The following is a 16,513-nucleotide window of genomic DNA, read 5'->3' on the forward strand; positions in this document are numbered from 1 at the left end:
GTGGCTCGCCTCCTCGGCTCGGTTCGCGGGTTGTCTACCGTACGGGCGAGGCCGGTCGGCTGGCGAGCGACACGTCCACAGGGCTTGTGGATAACCTGGGGATAACTGCGTCGTTCCTGTTGAAAACCGCCGGTCTTCCTGTGCGTATGCGGTGGACAACCGATGTGGACAGATCGCCGCGGCCGAGCCGACCGCTCGGTGAGGTGCGCAGCCGCCGGCTAACGTTCGTCCACCGTCTGTGGATAGAAAAAAGCCGGGTGCCGCCTCTCCGTGGAGGGGCGGCACCCGACACGATGTCGGTACCCGGCCGGGACTTGAACGCGCGTTGTCGAGCCGGGGCTCAGGCCGCGACGATCGTCAGTCCGATCGAGGCCGCCACCTCGGGGTGCAGCCGGACCGAGACCTTGTGGCTGCCGACCGTCTTGATCGGAGTGGGGATCTCGATGCTGCGCTTGTCCAGCGCCGGGCCGCCCGCCTTCGACACCGCCGTGGCGATGTCGGCGACGGTGACCGCGCCGAACAGCCGGCCCGAGTTGCCGGCCCGGCTCGACAGGCGCACGTTCAGCGCCTCGAGCTCGTTCTTGATCTCCTGGGCGTGGCCCAGGTCGCGCACCTCGCGGGCCTTGCGGGCCTTGCGGATGGTCTCGATCTGCTTCTCGGCGCCCTTGCTCCAAGCGATCGCGAAGCCGCGCGGCAGCAGGTAGTTACGGCCGTAGCCGTCCTTGACCTCGACGACGTCGCCGGGCGAACCGAGGTTCGAGACCTCGTGGGTGAGGATGAGCTTCATGATTCGTCCGCCCTTCCTCAGCGTGCGGTGCTGGTGTAGGGCAGCAGCGCCATCTCGCGGCTGTTCTTCACGGCCGTGGCGACATCGCGCTGGTGCTGGGTGCAGTTGCCGGTCACGCGCCGGGCACGGATCTTGCCGCGATCGGAGATGTACTTACGCAGCAGGTTCGTGTCCTTGTAGTCGACGGACGTGACCTTGTCCTTGCAAAAGGCGCAGACCTTCTTCTTGGGCTTGCGCACTGGGGGCTTAGCCATGATTACTCGCTTTTCCTACGAAGATCAGATTTAGAAGGGGGGCTCGTCCGAGTAGCCGCCGCCCCAGCCGCCGCCGGAGCCGCCGGTAGCCCATGGGTCGTCCTGCGGTGCGGAGCCTCCGGACTGGGGGGCACCGCCGCCCTGGCCGCCCTGGCCGCCGGGACCGCCCTGGCCGCCGCTCCAGCCGCCGCGCGACTCGCCGCCGCCGCCGCCGAAACCGCCGCCGCCACCCCGGGACGCCTTGGTGACCTTCGCCGTCGCGTACTTGAGCGACGGGCCGACCTCCTCGACGTCCAGTTCGACCACGGTGCGCTTCTCACCCTCGCGGGTCTCGTAAGAGCGCTGCCGCAGCCGGCCCTGCACGACCACGCGCATGCCTTTTGTCAGGCTCTCGGCCACGTTCTCCGCGGCCTGCCGCCAGATCGAGCAGCGCAGGAACAGCGCGTCGCCGTCCTTCCACTCGTTGGTGGCGCGGTCGAAGGTGCGCGGGGTCGAGGCGACGGTGAAGCTGGCCACCGCCGCGCCGCTCGGGGTGAAGCGCAGTTCCGGGTCGTCGGTCAGGTTCCCGACGACGGTGATGACGGTCTCGCCTGCCATGGGGTTCTACTCGCCTTTCGGGCTAGCGGTCTGGTGGGGCGCACCGCCCCGACGGTGACACGGGCCCGGCGCAGCTCGGTGCCGGAACACCTACCGCTGGTCGGGTCGGATGACCTTGGTCCGCAGCACACCCTCGTTCAGGTTGAGCTGGCGGTCGAACTCCTTCACCACTGAGGGCTCGGCGTTCAGGTTGATGACGGCGTAGATGCCTTCCGACACCTTCCTGCCGCCCTTCTTGATCTCGTAGGCGAGCCGACGACGGCCCCAGATGTCGGTCTTCTCGACCGTGCCGCCGTTGCTGCGGATCACGTTCAGGAAGTTATCCACCGACGGAGCGATCTGACGCTCTTCGAGGTCCGGGTCGAGGATGACCATGACTTCGTAATGACGCATGCGGAAACCCACCTCCTATGGACTCAAGGCGGCCGCGGACTTTCCGCGGCAGGAGGGCGATGCGTCGGGCTGTGCTCAGGTGCGTGCACAGACCGGGTTCGGGCAAGTCTAGCCGGATGCCATTGGTCCCTTGAAATCGACCGGGAACGCGTCGATGGTGACAGTGGAGCGGGTGGCCCCTCACCCAGCGCGCTGGGATGCGCCGCTTCCGCTCGCCTGGAGCCGCACCACGGAGGAAAGGAGTCACCGATGGCACGCACGATCTCTCCTGAACAGTCCCACCGGCACCAGCTTCCGTTCACGCTCAACACCGACGGCGCCCGGCACCCCCTGGAGAACACCGGCAGCGCCCTGACCGCGCTGCTCGGCATCGTCGCCGCGGTGTGCGCCTTCTTCCCCTCCATGCACCTGCTCGGATCCTGGGCCGGCCTGGCCGGCCTGGGTGCCGGACTGTGGGCGCAGATGATCTCGGCGACCACCGCCGAGCGTTTCGTGAACATCACCGGGGTCGTCCTTTCCGGGATCGGCCTGCTGTTCGGACTCGCTCACGGTGGACTTTACTGACGCCCACTGACAGCGGCGGGTGTCCGCGGCCGGCAGTACGGTTGCCCTCATGGTGAACAAGAGCCCGCGGCCGCGCGTCGGCTGCACCGTCGACCCCGCCGACCCGCTCGGCGCCGCGGCCGCGCGCGGCGCCGAGGCCATGCAGATCCTGCTGGGCGACCCGCAGAGCTGGACAAAACCGGCGACGCTGTACCCGGACGGGCCAGCGGCGCTGAAGCGGACGGTGAAGGACGCGGGGCTCGCGCTATATGTGCACGCGCCGTACGTGATCAACGTCGCCTCGCCGAACAACCGGATCCGGATTCCCAGCCGGAAGCTGCTTCAGCAGACCCTCGACGCCGCGGCCGAGGTCGGGGCGCTCGGCGTCGTCGTGCACGGCGGGCACACCACGAAGAACGACGAACCGGCGGTCGGTTTCGACAACTGGCGCAAGGCGGTCGAGGGGTTGGAGTTCTCCTGCCGGCTGCTGATCGAGAACACGGCGGGCGGCGATCACGCGATGGCCCGGCGACTGGAGTCGATCGCCCGGCTGTGGGACGCGGTCGACGGGCACGATGTCGGCTTCTGCCTGGACACCTGCCACGCGTTCGCAGGCGGTGAACCCCTGGACACCGTCGTCGGCAAGATCGTCGATGTCACCGGGCGGATCGACCTGGTCCATGCCAACGACTCGCAGGGCGGCCTGGACTCGGGCCGTGACCGGCACGCCAACTTCGGGAACGGTGCGATCGACCTGGACGACCTGGCCGTCGCCGTGCGCGCGGCCGCCGCCGTGGGCGCCGACTTCGTCTGCGAGACGCCCGGCGACGCGGCGGCCCAAGCCGCGGATATCGCCTGGATCCGGGAAAGGCTGGCTGACCCGGAGTAACCTGCTTCGGCGTGGCACTACTCTACGCGAGCGGATCATCACGTAAAGCGACTGACGAGTTGGTCATTCGACCTCTCGACCGCGACGAGCACCTGAAGTTCGTGCGCGGCGCGGCGACATTCGCCCACGACGCCGGGTCGGCGGTCTCCTTCCTGCAGTGCCCCTCATGGGGAGCCGTCAAGAGCGGTTGGGACGCCGAGTCGCTCGGCTGGTTCCGCGGCGGCGACCTGGTAGGTGCCGGCCTGGTGCTCTACCGATGGCTGCCTCGGGTACGACGCTGCCTGGCCTACCTGCCCGAGGGGCCGGTGATCGACTGGTTCGGCGAGCGGACCGGGCTCGGCCTGGAGCAATGGCTCGGGCCGCTGGTCGGCGAGTTGCGCCGGCGTGGCGCGTTCGCGGTCAAACTCGGGCCGAAGGTCGTGGCGCGCACCTGGTCCTGCGCGACCGTCAAACGGGCGATGGCCTCGGGCCGGTGCCGACGGCTCGGCGAGGTCCCGGCGGACGGCGCGGACTCGCGCGCCGACGAGCTGTCGCATCGGCTGCGTTCACTCGGTTGGCGGCGCACTGAACGTGATGGGGATGGTTTCGCCGACTTCCAGCCGCGCTACCTCTTCCGCCTGCCGCTGCTCGGCCGCGACCGGCACGAGGTCAGCGCCGCGTTCAGCCAGCAGTGGCGGCGCAACATCCGACTGGCCGAGCGGGCCGGTGTGCGGGTGGAGCGCGCCCGCGAGGCCGATCTGCCAGAGTTTCACCGCCTCTACCTCCAGACCGCCGAGCGAGACCGGTTCATTCCCCGGCCCCTGGAGTACTTCCAGCGCATGTTCGGCGCCCTGAACGCGGAGGAGCCCGAACGCATCCGCCTGTACGTCGCTCGGCGCGGTGACACGGCCCTGGCCGCAGCGACCATGGTGCGCGTCGGAACGTACGCCTGGTACAGCTACGGAGCTTCCGCGGACGCCGGGCGCGAGCACCGCCCGTCGAACGCGTTGCAGTGGCGCATGATCGAGGACTGTCTCACAGACGGCGTGAGCGTCTACGACCTGCGGGGCATCGCCAGCACGCTGGATCCCGCGCACCATCTGCACGGCCTGCTGCGATTCAAGGTCGGGCTGGGTGGTGAGGCGGTCGAGTACCTCGGCGAGTGGGATTTCCCGGTCAACCCCGTGCTGTACCGGGCCTTCCAGCTCTATCTGGCGCGGCGTTGAGATGCCTCTCACGCTGTACGTCGATCGCGGAGCCTGGCGACATCACCAGATGTGCATGCTCGAGACCGAGCCGGATCTGGTCCCGGTGGCCAAAGGGAACGGCTACGGGTTCACGGTGCCGGTGCTCGCGCGTGCCGCCGCCGGCCTCGGCGTGGACCAGTTGGCGGTGGGAACAGCGCAGGAGGCGACCGCGGTGCTCGGTTGCTTCGCCGGAGATGTGATCATCCTCGAACCGCACTTGGAGGGTGCGGAGCCGGCATTCAACGACAGTCGTATCGTGCGCACGGCAACCACGGTGGACGCGGTGCGCAAACTCGCCGGACAGCGGATGATCATCGACTGCCGCAGTTCCCTGTTGCGCCAGGGGCTCGCCCGGCAGGATCTGGCCCTGGCCGCACAGGCGCTCGGCGGCCAGCAGGTCGACGGCTTCTCGCTGCACCTTCCGCTGGACCGGCCGGCGTCGACCGATCCCGCGGACGAGACCAGAGTCTGGGTGCGCGCACTGGGCCAGGCCGGGTTCCGGGTGGAGACGATATACGTCAGCCATTTGAGCCGCGCCGAGATCGCCGCACTGGAGCGTGCGTGCCCGGGCACCCGGTTCCGGCCGCGGATCGGCACTCAGTTGTGGCTGGGCGCGCCGGACGCCGTCGAGGCCAGGGCGACCGTGCTGGACGCCTTTCCCGTGCAGCGCGGCGACCGGATCGGCTACCGGCAGAATCGGTCGCGACAGGACGGCTGGGTGGTGGTGGTCAGCGGCGGGACCGTGCAGGGCGTCGGGCTCGAAGCGCCGCGCACGCTGCGCGGATTGCTGCCGCGGGCCAAGGAACTGCTGCGTTCCGGGCTCGCGGCGGCCAACCGGACCCGCTCGCCGTTCACCTGGAAGGGCCGCAAGCAGTGGTTCGCCGAACCGCCGCACATGCTGGTTTCCATGCTCTACCTGCCGCGGCAGGTAGAGCCTCCGGAGCCGGGTAGCGAGTTGTGCGCCGACTTGAGGCACACCTCGACGCATTTCGACCAGGTCGTCATGCGGTGACTTCGAGGCCGGCACCGATCGTGCGGCGCGGAAGGCACAGCGTCAGGAGGCTGTGTCCGGCTGCTGCGCGTCGGCATCGGCGCCGGAACCGGTAGCGGCCTCGTCGCTGTGCCCTGCTCCGGTCCGCGCGGTGCCGAGCGCACCGGTCCCCGCTTCGCCCTCCTCGTCGCCGCTTTCGCCGGCTGCGGCCGTCTCAGCGGGACGTGACTGCGAGGGAACCGCGGCGACCTCCAACAAGTCGCGGAATCCGTATACGTCCGGCGCCTGGTCAAGCACGCCGCCGCCCGGGTCGTCGAATCCGCCGGCCCGAACCGGATCGCGCCGGGTGTCGAAGATGTCGCGGATCACCTGCACCACGAAGAACAGCGTGCCGCCGATGTGGATCGCGATCGCGGTGTCGTAGCCGCCTTGAGGCAGGCCCCGCTCCGGCGTGTTCAGGGTGACCAGGTACATCCAGATCGCCCCGTAGTACAGCACCTCACACGCCTGCCAGATCAGGAAGTCGCGCCAGCGCGGCCGAGCCAGCACGGCGAGCGGGATGAGCCAAAGCACGTACTGCGGCGAATAGACCTTGTTGAACAGGATGAACGCGGCCGCGGTGAGGAACGCGATCTGCGCGACCCGTGGACGGTGCCGGGCCAGCCAGGCGATCAGCCCGATACCGACGCACGATACCGCGAGCAACACCGCGAACAGCGTGTTGATCTGGTTCGGCTTGAAGCTCATGTGCAGCGGGCTGTATTCGAGGAAGAGCCAGAGCGAACCCCAGTCCGCGCCTCGGTTCTCGTTGAACGTGTAGAAGTAGGTCCACGAGTGCCAGTTCTCGATCATGAACGGCAGGTTCACCGCGAGCCAGGAGCCGGCCGCCCCCGCGAGGCACAGCGCCCACGACTTCATCTTCCCGGCGCGCCAGCACAGCAGTACCAGGGCGACCAGCAGCAGCGCCGGATACAACTTCGCCGCGGTGCCCAGGCCGATGAAGATCCCGGCCACCACGGGCTTGCCGCGCGCCCAGGCCAGCAGCGCGACGGCGGCCAGCCCCACCGCGATCAGGTCCCAGTTGATCGTGCCGTTGAGCATCAGCCCCGGGGCGACAGCGAACATCATGGCGTCCCACGGGCGCGGCCCGGACACTCCGATCAGCGCCACCACCGTGATCGCCGCGAAAGCGAGCAGGAACCAGGTGGTGAAGACGTAGAACCAGCGGCCCTGGTTGTTCGCGTCGCCGGGTACGTGCCGGGCCAGCAGCGCCGCCGTCTCCATCGCAGCGCCGGTGATGACCGGGTATTCGAGATAGTCGTTCGGGTTGGTCGAGTAGTACGCGACGTGACCCTGTGAGAAGCCGCGTCCTTGATACATGAACGGGATGTCGGTGTAGCACATGTGCGTGTACTGCTGATTGCCGCCGCCGGTCCACGACGACTTGAAGCAGGGCTCGCGCATGCCGATGCCGACCGCTGTGGAAAGCAGGGTCAGCAGGAGCAGCAGGAAGGCCATCGTCGCCCGGCCGCGCGGAAGCCGGGCGCGGCGGCCGAGCACGCCGCCGAATCCGTCGGCGCCAAGGTTCGCCACGGGATCGTCCAAGCTCGGCGCTGTGACGACGAGCGTCGTCGGGCGCGTCGCGCGCGGCTCGGGAGCTTCGTCGACTTCGGCAGTGCTGACCGTCATGCGCGTAACCATAGCGAGCGATTCAAGAGCAAGCGCGATGGCATGGCGTGTCCGTGGGCGATCGATTGCATTGAGCGGCTCTGACGCGGTCTTATCTGCGCGCGGGTGCGTTACCGGTGCCGTCCGTGTCGTGAAAGCGCACGCGCGAGCGGTAACGGCGGGCTGCAGGTGCTGTGTGGCGGAGGAAGGCTGCGGCCCCGCGATCCTCGGATCGCGGGGCCACGCGCTGGGGTGGGCGCCGGAGTTACTTCGAGCGCGTTGGTTTCGGTGACGTCGACGGCAGCGTTCCGCTCGGTGTCGGTGACGAACCGCCGCCACCGCCGCCGCCGCCACCACCACCAGTGCAGCCGCCGAGCCCCAGGAAGCCCGGAGAGCAGGTGGCGGTCGCGCTCGGACTCGGGGTGCCGGCGCTCGGCGTGCCGGTCGGGCCGCTCGGGCTCGGCCGCGCCGTGGTCGGGCTGGCCGAGGGCGAGGGGCTGGCCGCCGGGCTGTTCATGATCTTCATGTTCGCGGTGTTCGGCGTCGGGAACGGCGGGTCTCCCGCGAACTTGGAGTTCGTTCCCTGCATCAGCTTCATGAACTCGGACCAGATGGGCAGCGAGACCGAGGCGCCGTAGGCGAAGCCGGAGTTGTTGATGTTGTCCACCGGCGCGGCCACCTGGATGGTCTTGCCGGTCTGCGGATCCTTCTCGTTGATCCACCGGGACACCGCGACCGCTGTCTCCAGCTTCGAGGTGTATCCGTTGAACCACACCGCAGCCGTGGTGAAGTAGCCGTTCTGGGTCTTCTTGTAAATATCCGGATAGTTCTTCTGGAGCGGGCCCATGTCCATCGTCGAGGTACCGGTCTTGCCGGCGATGTTCTGCAGACCGGCCTGGTTGGTCGCGCCGTAGGCGGTGCCGTCGGAATCGTGCGTCACATGGGTGAGCGTCTGTGTGACCGTCTCGGCGACGTTCGGGTCGAGAACCTGCTTCGGCTTGTCGTCGGGCTTCCAGTCGAATCCGGTGCTGACGTTCTTGATCTCCTTGACCTCCATCAGCGGGTACTGCGCACCGTTGTTGGCGAACGCGCTGTACGCGGAGGCCATCCGGGCCGGGCTTACCGACGCGACGCCGAGCGTGAGCCGCGCGTTCGCCAGCAGGCCCCGTGAGGTCTTCTCGGTGACGCCGAGTTCGTTCGCCGTCTGCAGGACGTCCTTGTACGTGACCTCGTTGGCGAGGCGGACGAAGGCGGTGTTGATCGACTCGGAGGTCGCCGTGTTGATCGTGACGACGCCGTGCGAGCCGTCGTCGTTCTTCACCGGCGGGTCACCCGCCGCCGCCTGCATTTCCGCCGCATTGCCCTTCTGTGGCCACGGTGAACTGCCGTCGATGTAGCTGTCCGGCGAGTAGTTCTGCTGGAACGCCGTGGCCAGCGTGAACGCCTTGAACGTGGAACCGGGTTGCACCTGGCGTTGGGTGGCCGAGTTGAACTGGTCCGTGCCGCCGTAGAAGGCGATCAGGTCTCCGGTGCTCGGGTCCACCGCCGCGAGCGCCGGATAGAGGTTCTGGTCGTACCAGTTCTTGCTGTCCAGCTTGGACAGCAGCCGATCCTGTACCGCCTGCTTCGCCAGATTCATGTACTTCTGGTTGAAGGTGGTGACGATGGTGTAGCCGCCGTTGCTGGACTCGATCTGGTTCATGTCCGGCACGCCGCTGTTCGGGTTGGTGCTCGCGTAGGTGTCGATCCAGTTCTCGACCGCCTGCTTCATCTGCTGCTGCTCGATGCTCTCCGAACTGTTGCTCTGCGGCACGATGGTCGGGAACTTGGCGGCATCGAGGTCGGACTGCTTGATCAGACCGTAGTCGAACATGTTCTTCAGTACCGCGGACCAGCGCGCTTTGAGCTGGCCCTGCCAGTATGTCTGGGTCGCCGTGTCCTCGGTCGGATCGTAGCCCTTGCTGAAGTTGGTCGGCTGGTTGACCAGGGAGGCCAGCAGCGCGGCGTCCGAGGGATCGTTGACCTGCGCGATGTCCTTGCCGAGCCAGGCCTTGGACGCGGCCTCGACCCCGGAGGCGTTGCGGCCGAAGAACACCGTGTTCAGGTACTCCTGCATCACCCGGTCCTTGGTCCAGGTGTGCCCGATCTTCAGCGCTATGAAGATCTCGTCGATCTTGCGGCTGAAGGTCTGGCTCTGCGTCAGGTAGGCGTTCTTCACGAACTGCTGGGTCAGCGTCGAACCGCCCTGCAGCGGCTTGCCCTCCACGTCGTTGAGGAACGAGCGGATCATGCCGGTGTACGAGATGCCGGGGTTGGTGCGGAAGGTCTTGTCCTCGGCGGCGATGATCGCGTTCTGCATCACCATCGGGATCTGGCTTATGTTCACGTCGCGCCGGTTCGTGTCGCCGAACTTCGCGAACGTCGAGGTGCCGTCGTCGTAGGTGAAGGTGGTGACCTGCGCGGTCGACGCCAGCGACTGCGCGGTCGGGATCTGCACCGTCGCGTACTCGAACGCGATCAGTCCGATGATCAGGAAGAAGCCGGCCAGCACGAAGGAGGAGACCTGTTTGATCGACGGCACCCAGTGCCGCCAGCCGTCCATGCCGGTGCGCGGGTAGTCGAAGTACCGGTGGTAGCCGGTCTTCGTCACCGGCCTTGCCCCCGGGCGCCCTGCTGGGCCGCGCTCGCCCGTCCGGCGGCCGGCGCCGTTGCGGGTCGAGCGTCCGTCGATGGCGCTGGGACCGTACCGAGTCGAGCGCTCCTGGCCCGGGGCATACTCGGTCGGCGCGTCGGTGCCGCTGCGGGCGGCCCGGCGCTCTTCGAGCCGGCTGCGCCGAGGCGCCGTGCCGACGACGTCGTCCGTACCGCGGGCAGGCTGGTCGGGGAAGCTCGGCATCTGGCGGGTACCGTCCTGGCCGGCGCCGCCCTCCCCGTAGACGACCTCGCCCAGAATCGGGCCCTGTCTGCTGCGACGGCCGCCTGAATATGGATCTGCGGGTGGCTGACCGTAGCCGCGCGGGGCGCCGCTCCCGGAACCGCGGTCGGCTCCGGCGTCGCCGGCCTGCCCGTAACCGCGGGAGCCTCCGCCCGCGTCTCCGTATCCGCGCGGCCCGGACCCGCCCGGCTGTCCATAGCCTGCGCCGGCTACATAGCCGGGCGGTGCCTCATAACCAGAGTTTGCGCTGTCGTCCGGACCGTCCGGCTCGTTCGATTCGGCGCCGTAGCCGCGTCTGCCGCCCCCGTAGGACCGCGAACCGCCTCCAGGCGCGTCGCCGCGCCCGTACTCGTGATCTCCGCCCATAAGCCGCGTCTGCTCCCTGTGCCTGGTGCCTCGCCTTCCCCGGAAGGACGACAGCCTTTCCGGGGGTGGTTCCCCGCGTCGCTGACGACACGATTGGCAAGCAGAGTACGCCGCCTCCTCAAGCCGCCTGAAGCCGGGCGATCACTTTCCCACTGTTAGCGGTAGATGTCCGCAATGAGGCCGAAATGACGATATTTGCGGACACGCCGAGCCGCGGACTTGTCAGGGGTGCCGCGACCGATCTATCGTTGCGATGTATCGGTTCGATACATCGATGAGAGTGGTCTTCACCGCCCGGACACGCAAGGTACCCCGTGTGTCCGGCGCACGGAAGATCTGCGGACACCCGGTCCTCGCGCGGATCGGGCCGCTGACGGGCAGGAGGCCTGATGGCGAAGCGCTCCGGAGTATTGGAGTTCGCCGTTCTCGGCTTGCTGCACGAGTCGCCGATGCACGGATACGAACTGCGCAAGCGGCTCAACGTCCTGCTCGGTTCGCTGCGCGTGTTCTCCTACGGCTCGCTCTACCCCTGTCTCAAGGAACTGGTCGCTTACGGCTGGCTCGTAGAGGACGCGGACGCGGACCCGGCACCGCGCAGGGTCGCGGCCAAGTCCGTCGCCGCGAAGGGTGCCGCGGCCGCCGGACAGGGTGCCGCGCCGCGCCGATCGAAGATCGTCTACAGGCTGACCCCGGAGGGCGAGGAGCGCTTCAAGCAGCTGCTGTCCGACGCGGGTCCCTCGGCCTGGGAGGACGAGAACTTCGGCGTGCACTTCGCCTTCTTCGGCCGCACGGACGCCGCCGTCCGGCTGCGGATCCTTGAGGGCCGCCGCTCCCGGCTTGAGGAGCGCCTCGACCTGTTCCGCCAGTCGGTGATCCGCACCAGGGAGCGGCTGGACCGCTACACCCTGGAGGCGCAGCGGCACGGGCTCGAATCGGTGGAGCGCGAAGTGCGTTGGCTCAACGAGCTGATCAAGACCGAGCACGACCAGCAGGTGGGCCCGCAGTTGGGCCCCCCGGCCGGTTGACCGTCCCGAGGCGGGCCGCCGGCACGCCAGTCCCACGATCCAGGGCGCGAACAACCCCGCCCACCGAAGATCGACTATTCAGAAGGAGCAACACCGCATGGGTTCGGTTCGCGTAGCCATCGTGGGCGTGGGAAACTGCGCCTCCTCTCTCGTGCAGGGCGTCGAGTACTACAAGGACGCCGACCCGGGCACCAGGGTCCCCGGCCTGATGCATGTCCAGTTCGGTGACTATCACGTGCACGACATCGAGTTCGTGGCCGCCTTGGACGTCGACGCCAAGAAGGTCGGCCAGGATCTCGCGCACGCCATCAACGCCTCGGAGAACAACACGATCAAGATCGCCGACGTGGCCCCCACCGGCGTGATCGTGCAGCGTGGCCACACCCTGGACGGTCTGGGCAAGTACTACCAGCAGACCATCGACGTGTCGCCGGAAGAGCCGGTGGACGTCGTCAAGGTGCTGAAGGACACGCGGGCCGACGTGTTGGTGTGCTACCTGCCGGTCGGATCCGAGCAGGCCGCGAAGTTCTACGCCCAGTGCGCGATCGACGCGAAGGTGGCCTTCGTCAACGCGCTGCCGGTGTTCATCGCGGGCACCAAGGAGTGGGCGGACAAGTTCACCGAAGCGGGTGTCCCGATCGTCGGAGACGACATCAAGTCGCAGGTCGGCGCGACCATCACGCACCGGGTGCTGGCGAAGCTGTTCGAGGACCGCGGCGTGGCGCTCGACCGCACGATGCAGCTGAACGTCGGCGGCAACATGGACTTCATGAACATGCTTGAGCGCGAGCGGCTGGAGTCGAAGAAGATCTCAAAGACCCAGGCGGTCACCTCGCAGCTCTCGCACGACATCGGCAAGGGCAACGTTCACATCGGCCCTTCCGACTACGTGTCCTGGCTGGACGACCGCAAGTGGGCGTACGTGCGTCTGGAGGGCCGCGCGTTCGGCGACGTGCCGCTGAACCTCGAGTACAAGCTGGAGGTCTGGGACTCGCCGAACTCGGCCGGTGTGATCATCGACGCGCTGCGCTGCGCGAAGATCGCCATGGACCGGGGCATCGGCGGACCGATCCTGTCGGCGTCCTCGTACTTCATGAAGTCCCCGCCGGTGCAGTACTTCGACGACGAAGCGCGTGACGCGGTGGAGAAGTTCATCCGCGGCGAAGTCGACCGCTGAGCGCGGCTTGCCGTTGACTCCGTTGGAGCGGGCGTAAGCCCCGCGAGGTAAGCCTTCTGCGCGACATGCGCCCGGGCCGGTAGGCTCGATCGCATGTCGCGCAAGGTCGTCTGGGGGATCGTCGCAGGGGCGCTCCTTGCCGCCGGTTACCTCTACTGGGTCAACGAGGGCCGCGGCCACTACGCCGCGGTCGGTGACTGCGTGACGAGCCCCAGAGCCGGCGAACTCGTGCATGTCTCCTGCGGGAGCACCGGCGCTCTGCAGGTGCTTGCCAAGTTCTCCGGCGACGACTCGAATCGGTGCGACGCGGTGAACGGCACCACCCGAGCCTTCGTCGAGTACCCGAGGGGTGCGGCGGCGTTCGTCTTGTGCGCCGGTTCGGCGAAGAAGTAAGCGGACGCTGCTCAGCCGCCGACACGGACCAACCGGGCGCGCACGACCCGGCCTGCACTGCTCACACAGCTCAGCGCGGGGAACCCTGCGCTCATAAGAGACGCCGCGCTCATGAGAGACTTAGCGCCGCGGCGAAGCAATCCCGGGAACGCGGAGTGCGGCCGCGAGGAGGGCTTGCATAGCGGCCTAATGCACCGGTCTTGAAAACCGGAGTGACGCGAGTCACCGTGGGTTCGAATCCCACGCCCTCCGCCTGTGGAGAATCCCGGTGCCGACCGGTGCCGACCGGTGCGGGCCGGTCGGCGCCGCGGTCAGCCCAGCGGAGAGATGCGCACCGCGGTGCCGTAGGCGCAGATCTCAGTCCACACGTCGCCCATCTCCGAGGTGTCGAAGCGCATCGCCGTGATCGCGTTCGCACCGCGCGCCTGAGCCTCGGCGATCATCCGCCCCATCACCTCGTTGCGGCTCTCCACCAGAACTTTGGTCATACCGCGCAACTCGCCGCCGAACATCGACTTCAGGCCGGCGCCCATCTGGCTGAACACGTTGCGGGATCGGACGGTCAGTCCGAACACCTCGCCGAACACCTGGTCGATCCGATAGCCGGGCACGTCATTGGACGTGACGACGAGGAACTGCGGGCCGGTCCATCCGGACGCTTCGCTCATCGGTGCTGTGCTCCCATCTGCGGTGAGTATGTGCACGATGTGTCTCGCGCACCGTGACACCGCCGGCCTCTGCGGGGGTGTTCACCGGTCCTTCCTATCGCTGTCTGGTGTTGACCACCAGAGACGCGGCGCTTGCTGACACGATGGGATCGTGATGACCGAGCATCGGCGCCCCCAGGTGGTAGCGCATCGCGGAGCCTCCGCCGAGGCACCCGAGCACACGCTTACGGCTTACCGCACTGCGCTGTCCGTGGGAGCAGACGCGTTGGAGTGCGATGTCAGGCTCACGCTCGACGGTCACCTGGTGTGCGTGCACGATCGGCGCGTGGATCGGACGTCCGATGGCCGTGGCCTCGTCTCCACCTTGGAGCTGTCACGACTGCAAGAACTGGACTTCGGGTCTTGGCACGGTTCGAAGGACGCCGAAGCGCCGGACCTCGACCGCAATCGGGTGCTCACGCTGCGCCGACTGCTGGAACTGGTCGCGGAGCAGCCGCGCCGGGTCGAAATCGCCATCGAGGTGAAACACCCGACCCGGTACGCCGGACTGGTGGAGCGGAAGCTGGTGGAACTGCTCGACCAGTTCGGTTGGGCGCACCCGCCCGTGGGGGAGAGTTCGCCGGTGCGGGTGATGAGCTTCTCCCGGCTCGCGGTGCGACGGATCCACCGACTCGCGCCGAGGTTGGACACGGTCTTCTTGATGGAGCCGTTCTCGTACCTTCTGCGCGACGGCTCGCTGCCGCGCGGAGTGCCGATCGGTGGGCCGGCGATCGAGATCCTGCGGCTGCGCCCGGAGTACGTACAACGGCTGCACCGCGCGGGGCGCAGCGTGCACGTGTGGACCGTCGATGATCCGCGCGACGTCGCACTGTGCCTGAAACTCGGCGTCGACGCGGTCATCACGAACCGGCCACGAGAGGTGCGTGCTTTGATCGACGCAGAGGGCAAGTAGCCGGAGCTAGCTGGCGCTAGCTGTGTGCTAGCTGAGGGAGCGCCCGGCAAGCGCTGTGGTCGTGCGCGCTAAGTGCCCGTCCGGACACGCTCCGATGGTCGCGTCTTGACACGATTTCCTGGCTTGCACCGCCGGATGCCTCAAATCTCGGTAAAGCCGGGGCATTGGGCGCACAGCGTGGTCAAACCGGGAACCCCGTCATGGCCAGCGCGGTTTCCCGGCGGGCGGTCGCGAGCCGGAGCCCGGCGGGGCGCGCGCGGCGCGAGTACGGCGTGCACGCGCCGTTGCGAACCGGAACAGGTCGTTTCCCCTCCTGCGGCCGGGGGCATCGATCCCATGGTGCCGTCTGGAACCTGGTCCGGGCACCCGGGAGCTGTGAGAGGGGTCGGTGGGGGTGATCATGCCTGTGGCGCGGGTGTCGCCTGCCTCGTACACCGGCCACCTGCCGCACTCCTCGGTGAGCGTCAGGCAGGCGCGAGCCCAGCTGGCCTCGGCTCTGTACGAGCGTGACGTGCTCGGTTCGCTGGTGGACGACGCGGTACTCATACTCTCCGAATTCGTGACCAACTCACTACGGCACGCCCGCGCGCTGAATTCGGGCACCATCCGGGTCTCCTGGGAGCTGAGCGGAGACGGGCTGCTGCGGATCGAGGTGACGGACGGCGGCGGGACCACCCGGCCGTCCACCAAGCCGTACTCGATGTCGGTGTCCGCGCAGGCGGGCCGCGGCCTGGAGATCGTGGACCGGCTCGCCGACCGCTGGGGCTCCCAGCGCGAGGAAGGCGGCGATGAATACACCGTGTGGGCCGAGTTGGGGCTGCGCGCCCGGCACACGGGGCGCAGGCTGCGCACGGAGCGCGGCGCGGTGGTGACCGGCACGGTGACCGCGCTGCCGTCCGCGCCGTCCGTATCGACGGACGGCGTGACCACCGATCCTCCCGCCGCGCCCACGGCGAGCGCTCCGCAGCGTCCGGTCCACGCCGAGCCACGGGCCGCCGTCCTGCATCTGCTGCCGACCTACCCGCCGCGCTGATCAGCCGCGCAGCGGGTGTCGCGAACCGCCCAAGTATCGAAGAACCCTGTAATACAGGGCCCATCGCCGGGTCAAGACCGGGCAAAGCAGTGCTCTTAACTTGAGATTTGAGGTCGCGGGGATCGACTCCTGGCGGTTGACGGTGTTGTAGCGCATTGCTATAGCCGGGGTGTCATGGCGGTGCGGCGGTGCGTGCCCGGCTTGCCATGAGCGCTATATCCGATTTGTTGTAGACCGGCCGGAGGGGTTTCGGCTTGTTGCGACGCCCCGGGGGCCGCCCGCGTCCGGGCCGGACGGATTTCGCCGCACCGGCCGGGCTGCCCAACTGCCCGCGCAGGCGGCGAAACCCGGCCCGCACCCGGCACGGTGTCGGCATCCGCCCCGCGGCGGTCTTCTTCTGCCAGGCCCTGGGCTGGTCGGCCACCAGCGGCGCGGCGGCGCGCAACTGGGCGTAGCCGGCGATCACCAGGGCCGCCCACCGGTCCGCGGCCTGCGCCGAGAGCACCCGGGCGCGCGCCAGACCCAGGTGGACCTTGGCGAAGCGGTGGAAGTGCTCCTGGTCGAAACGTCGCAGGTACGCCTTCCACAACAGGTCCACGTCCACCGGCGTGCCGGG

16 protein-coding genes, 1 tRNA gene and 1 pseudogene are annotated in these 16,513 nt (G+C 68.2%); 10 read left to right on the forward strand and 8 right to left on the reverse strand.

The genetic code is table 11. The features are described 5' to 3' along the window. Positions 1-340: 340 nt before the first annotated feature. The 4 genes from rplI to rpsF form a co-directional block, all read right to left on the reverse strand. The gene (gene rplI / locus KGA66_RS17120; RefSeq protein ID WP_211469143.1) at positions 341-787 is read right to left on the reverse strand and encodes a 50S ribosomal protein L9; all 447 of its coding nucleotides are present in this window, start codon (positions 785-787) and stop codon (positions 341-343) included. 17 nt (positions 788-804) lie between these two features. Beyond that, a complete protein-coding gene (gene rpsR, locus KGA66_RS17125; protein WP_211469144.1) occupies positions 805-1,041 on the reverse strand; it encodes a 30S ribosomal protein S18 in 237 nt (78 codons plus the stop codon). 30 nt (positions 1,042-1,071) lie between these two features. Beyond that, entirely contained in the window at positions 1,072-1,638 is a 567-nt protein-coding gene (locus tag KGA66_RS17130) for a single-stranded DNA-binding protein (protein WP_211469145.1), read from the reverse strand. Positions 1,639-1,728: 90 nt separating this feature from the next. Beyond that, positions 1,729-2,031 (reverse strand): 30S ribosomal protein S6, encoded by a 303-nt coding sequence (rpsF, locus tag KGA66_RS17135; RefSeq protein ID WP_211469159.1) that lies wholly within the window; start codon positions 2,029-2,031, stop codon positions 1,729-1,731. Positions 2,032-2,280: 249 nt separating this feature from the next. On the opposite strand from rpsF, the gene KGA66_RS17140 reads away from it, so the two are divergent. Genes KGA66_RS17140 through KGA66_RS17155 form a run of 4 tightly spaced genes read left to right on the forward strand, consistent with a single transcriptional unit; the run spans position 2,281 to position 5,701 of the window. Continuing rightward, positions 2,281-2,595, forward strand: a complete 315-nt coding sequence (locus KGA66_RS17140; protein WP_211469146.1) for a hypothetical protein — start codon at positions 2,281-2,283, stop codon at positions 2,593-2,595. A gap of 49 nt (positions 2,596-2,644) precedes the next feature. Beyond that, positions 2,645-3,463 (forward strand): deoxyribonuclease IV, encoded by an 819-nt coding sequence (locus tag KGA66_RS17145; protein ID WP_211469147.1) that lies wholly within the window; start codon positions 2,645-2,647, stop codon positions 3,461-3,463. A 59-nt stretch (positions 3,464-3,522) separates the two neighbouring features. Next, positions 3,523-4,668: a lipid II:glycine glycyltransferase FemX gene (locus KGA66_RS17150; RefSeq protein ID WP_211469148.1), complete on the forward strand. Its 1,146-nt coding sequence runs from the start codon at positions 3,523-3,525 to the stop codon at positions 4,666-4,668. Positions 4,669-4,723: 55 nt separating this feature from the next. Continuing rightward, a complete protein-coding gene (locus tag KGA66_RS17155; RefSeq protein WP_211469149.1) occupies positions 4,724-5,701 on the forward strand; it encodes an alanine racemase in 978 nt (325 codons plus the stop codon). A gap of 42 nt (positions 5,702-5,743) precedes the next feature. Here KGA66_RS17155 and KGA66_RS17160 read toward each other — a convergent pair whose 3' ends face one another. Then, positions 5,744-7,369 carry a glycosyltransferase family 87 protein gene (locus tag KGA66_RS17160; RefSeq protein ID WP_211469150.1) on the reverse strand — a complete coding sequence of 542 codons (1,626 nt, stop codon included), beginning with the start codon at positions 7,367-7,369 and terminating at the stop codon, positions 5,744-5,746. A 244-nt stretch (positions 7,370-7,613) separates the two neighbouring features. Continuing rightward, positions 7,614-10,244 (reverse strand): transglycosylase domain-containing protein, encoded by a 2,631-nt coding sequence (locus KGA66_RS17165; RefSeq protein ID WP_211469151.1) that lies wholly within the window; start codon positions 10,242-10,244, stop codon positions 7,614-7,616. A 794-nt stretch (positions 10,245-11,038) separates the two neighbouring features. Between KGA66_RS17165 and KGA66_RS17170 the strand changes: the two genes are divergently transcribed. The 4 genes from KGA66_RS17170 to KGA66_RS17185 all read left to right on the forward strand — a co-directional run bounded on the left by KGA66_RS17170 (position 11,039) and on the right by KGA66_RS17185 (position 13,496). Next, the gene (locus tag KGA66_RS17170) at positions 11,039-11,674 is read left to right on the forward strand and encodes a PadR family transcriptional regulator (protein ID WP_211469152.1); all 636 of its coding nucleotides are present in this window, start codon (positions 11,039-11,041) and stop codon (positions 11,672-11,674) included. 97 nt (positions 11,675-11,771) lie between these two features. Beyond that, entirely contained in the window at positions 11,772-12,851 is a 1,080-nt protein-coding gene (locus KGA66_RS17175; protein ID WP_211469153.1) for an inositol-3-phosphate synthase, read from the forward strand. Between the two features lie 93 nt (positions 12,852-12,944). Continuing rightward, positions 12,945-13,244: a hypothetical protein gene (locus KGA66_RS17180; RefSeq protein ID WP_211469154.1), complete on the forward strand. Its 300-nt coding sequence runs from the start codon at positions 12,945-12,947 to the stop codon at positions 13,242-13,244. A gap of 167 nt (positions 13,245-13,411) precedes the next feature. Further along, positions 13,412-13,496 (forward strand) — tRNA-Ser (locus tag KGA66_RS17185). Positions 13,497-13,555: 59 nt separating this feature from the next. Here the strand turns inward: KGA66_RS17185 and KGA66_RS17190 are convergent. Further along, a complete protein-coding gene (locus KGA66_RS17190; RefSeq protein ID WP_211469155.1) occupies positions 13,556-13,912 on the reverse strand; it encodes a YbjQ family protein in 357 nt (118 codons plus the stop codon). A gap of 154 nt (positions 13,913-14,066) precedes the next feature. On the opposite strand from KGA66_RS17190, the gene KGA66_RS17195 reads away from it, so the two are divergent. Next, positions 14,067-14,864, forward strand: a complete 798-nt coding sequence (locus KGA66_RS17195; protein ID WP_211469160.1) for a glycerophosphodiester phosphodiesterase — start codon at positions 14,067-14,069, stop codon at positions 14,862-14,864. Positions 14,865-15,264: 400 nt separating this feature from the next. Then, complete coding sequence (locus KGA66_RS17200; protein WP_211469156.1) at positions 15,265-15,897, forward strand: ATP-binding protein; 633 nt, start codon at positions 15,265-15,267, stop codon at positions 15,895-15,897. A 172-nt stretch (positions 15,898-16,069) separates the two neighbouring features. On the opposite strand, the pseudogene KGA66_RS17205 reads toward KGA66_RS17200, so the two are convergent. Then, positions 16,070-16,513, reverse strand: a pseudogene (locus KGA66_RS17205) (NF041680 family putative transposase); the annotation flags it as partial.

Source organism: Actinocrinis puniceicyclus (genome assembly GCF_018283645.1).
Classification (GTDB): Bacteria; Actinomycetota; Actinomycetes; order Streptomycetales; family Catenulisporaceae; genus Actinocrinis; species Actinocrinis puniceicyclus.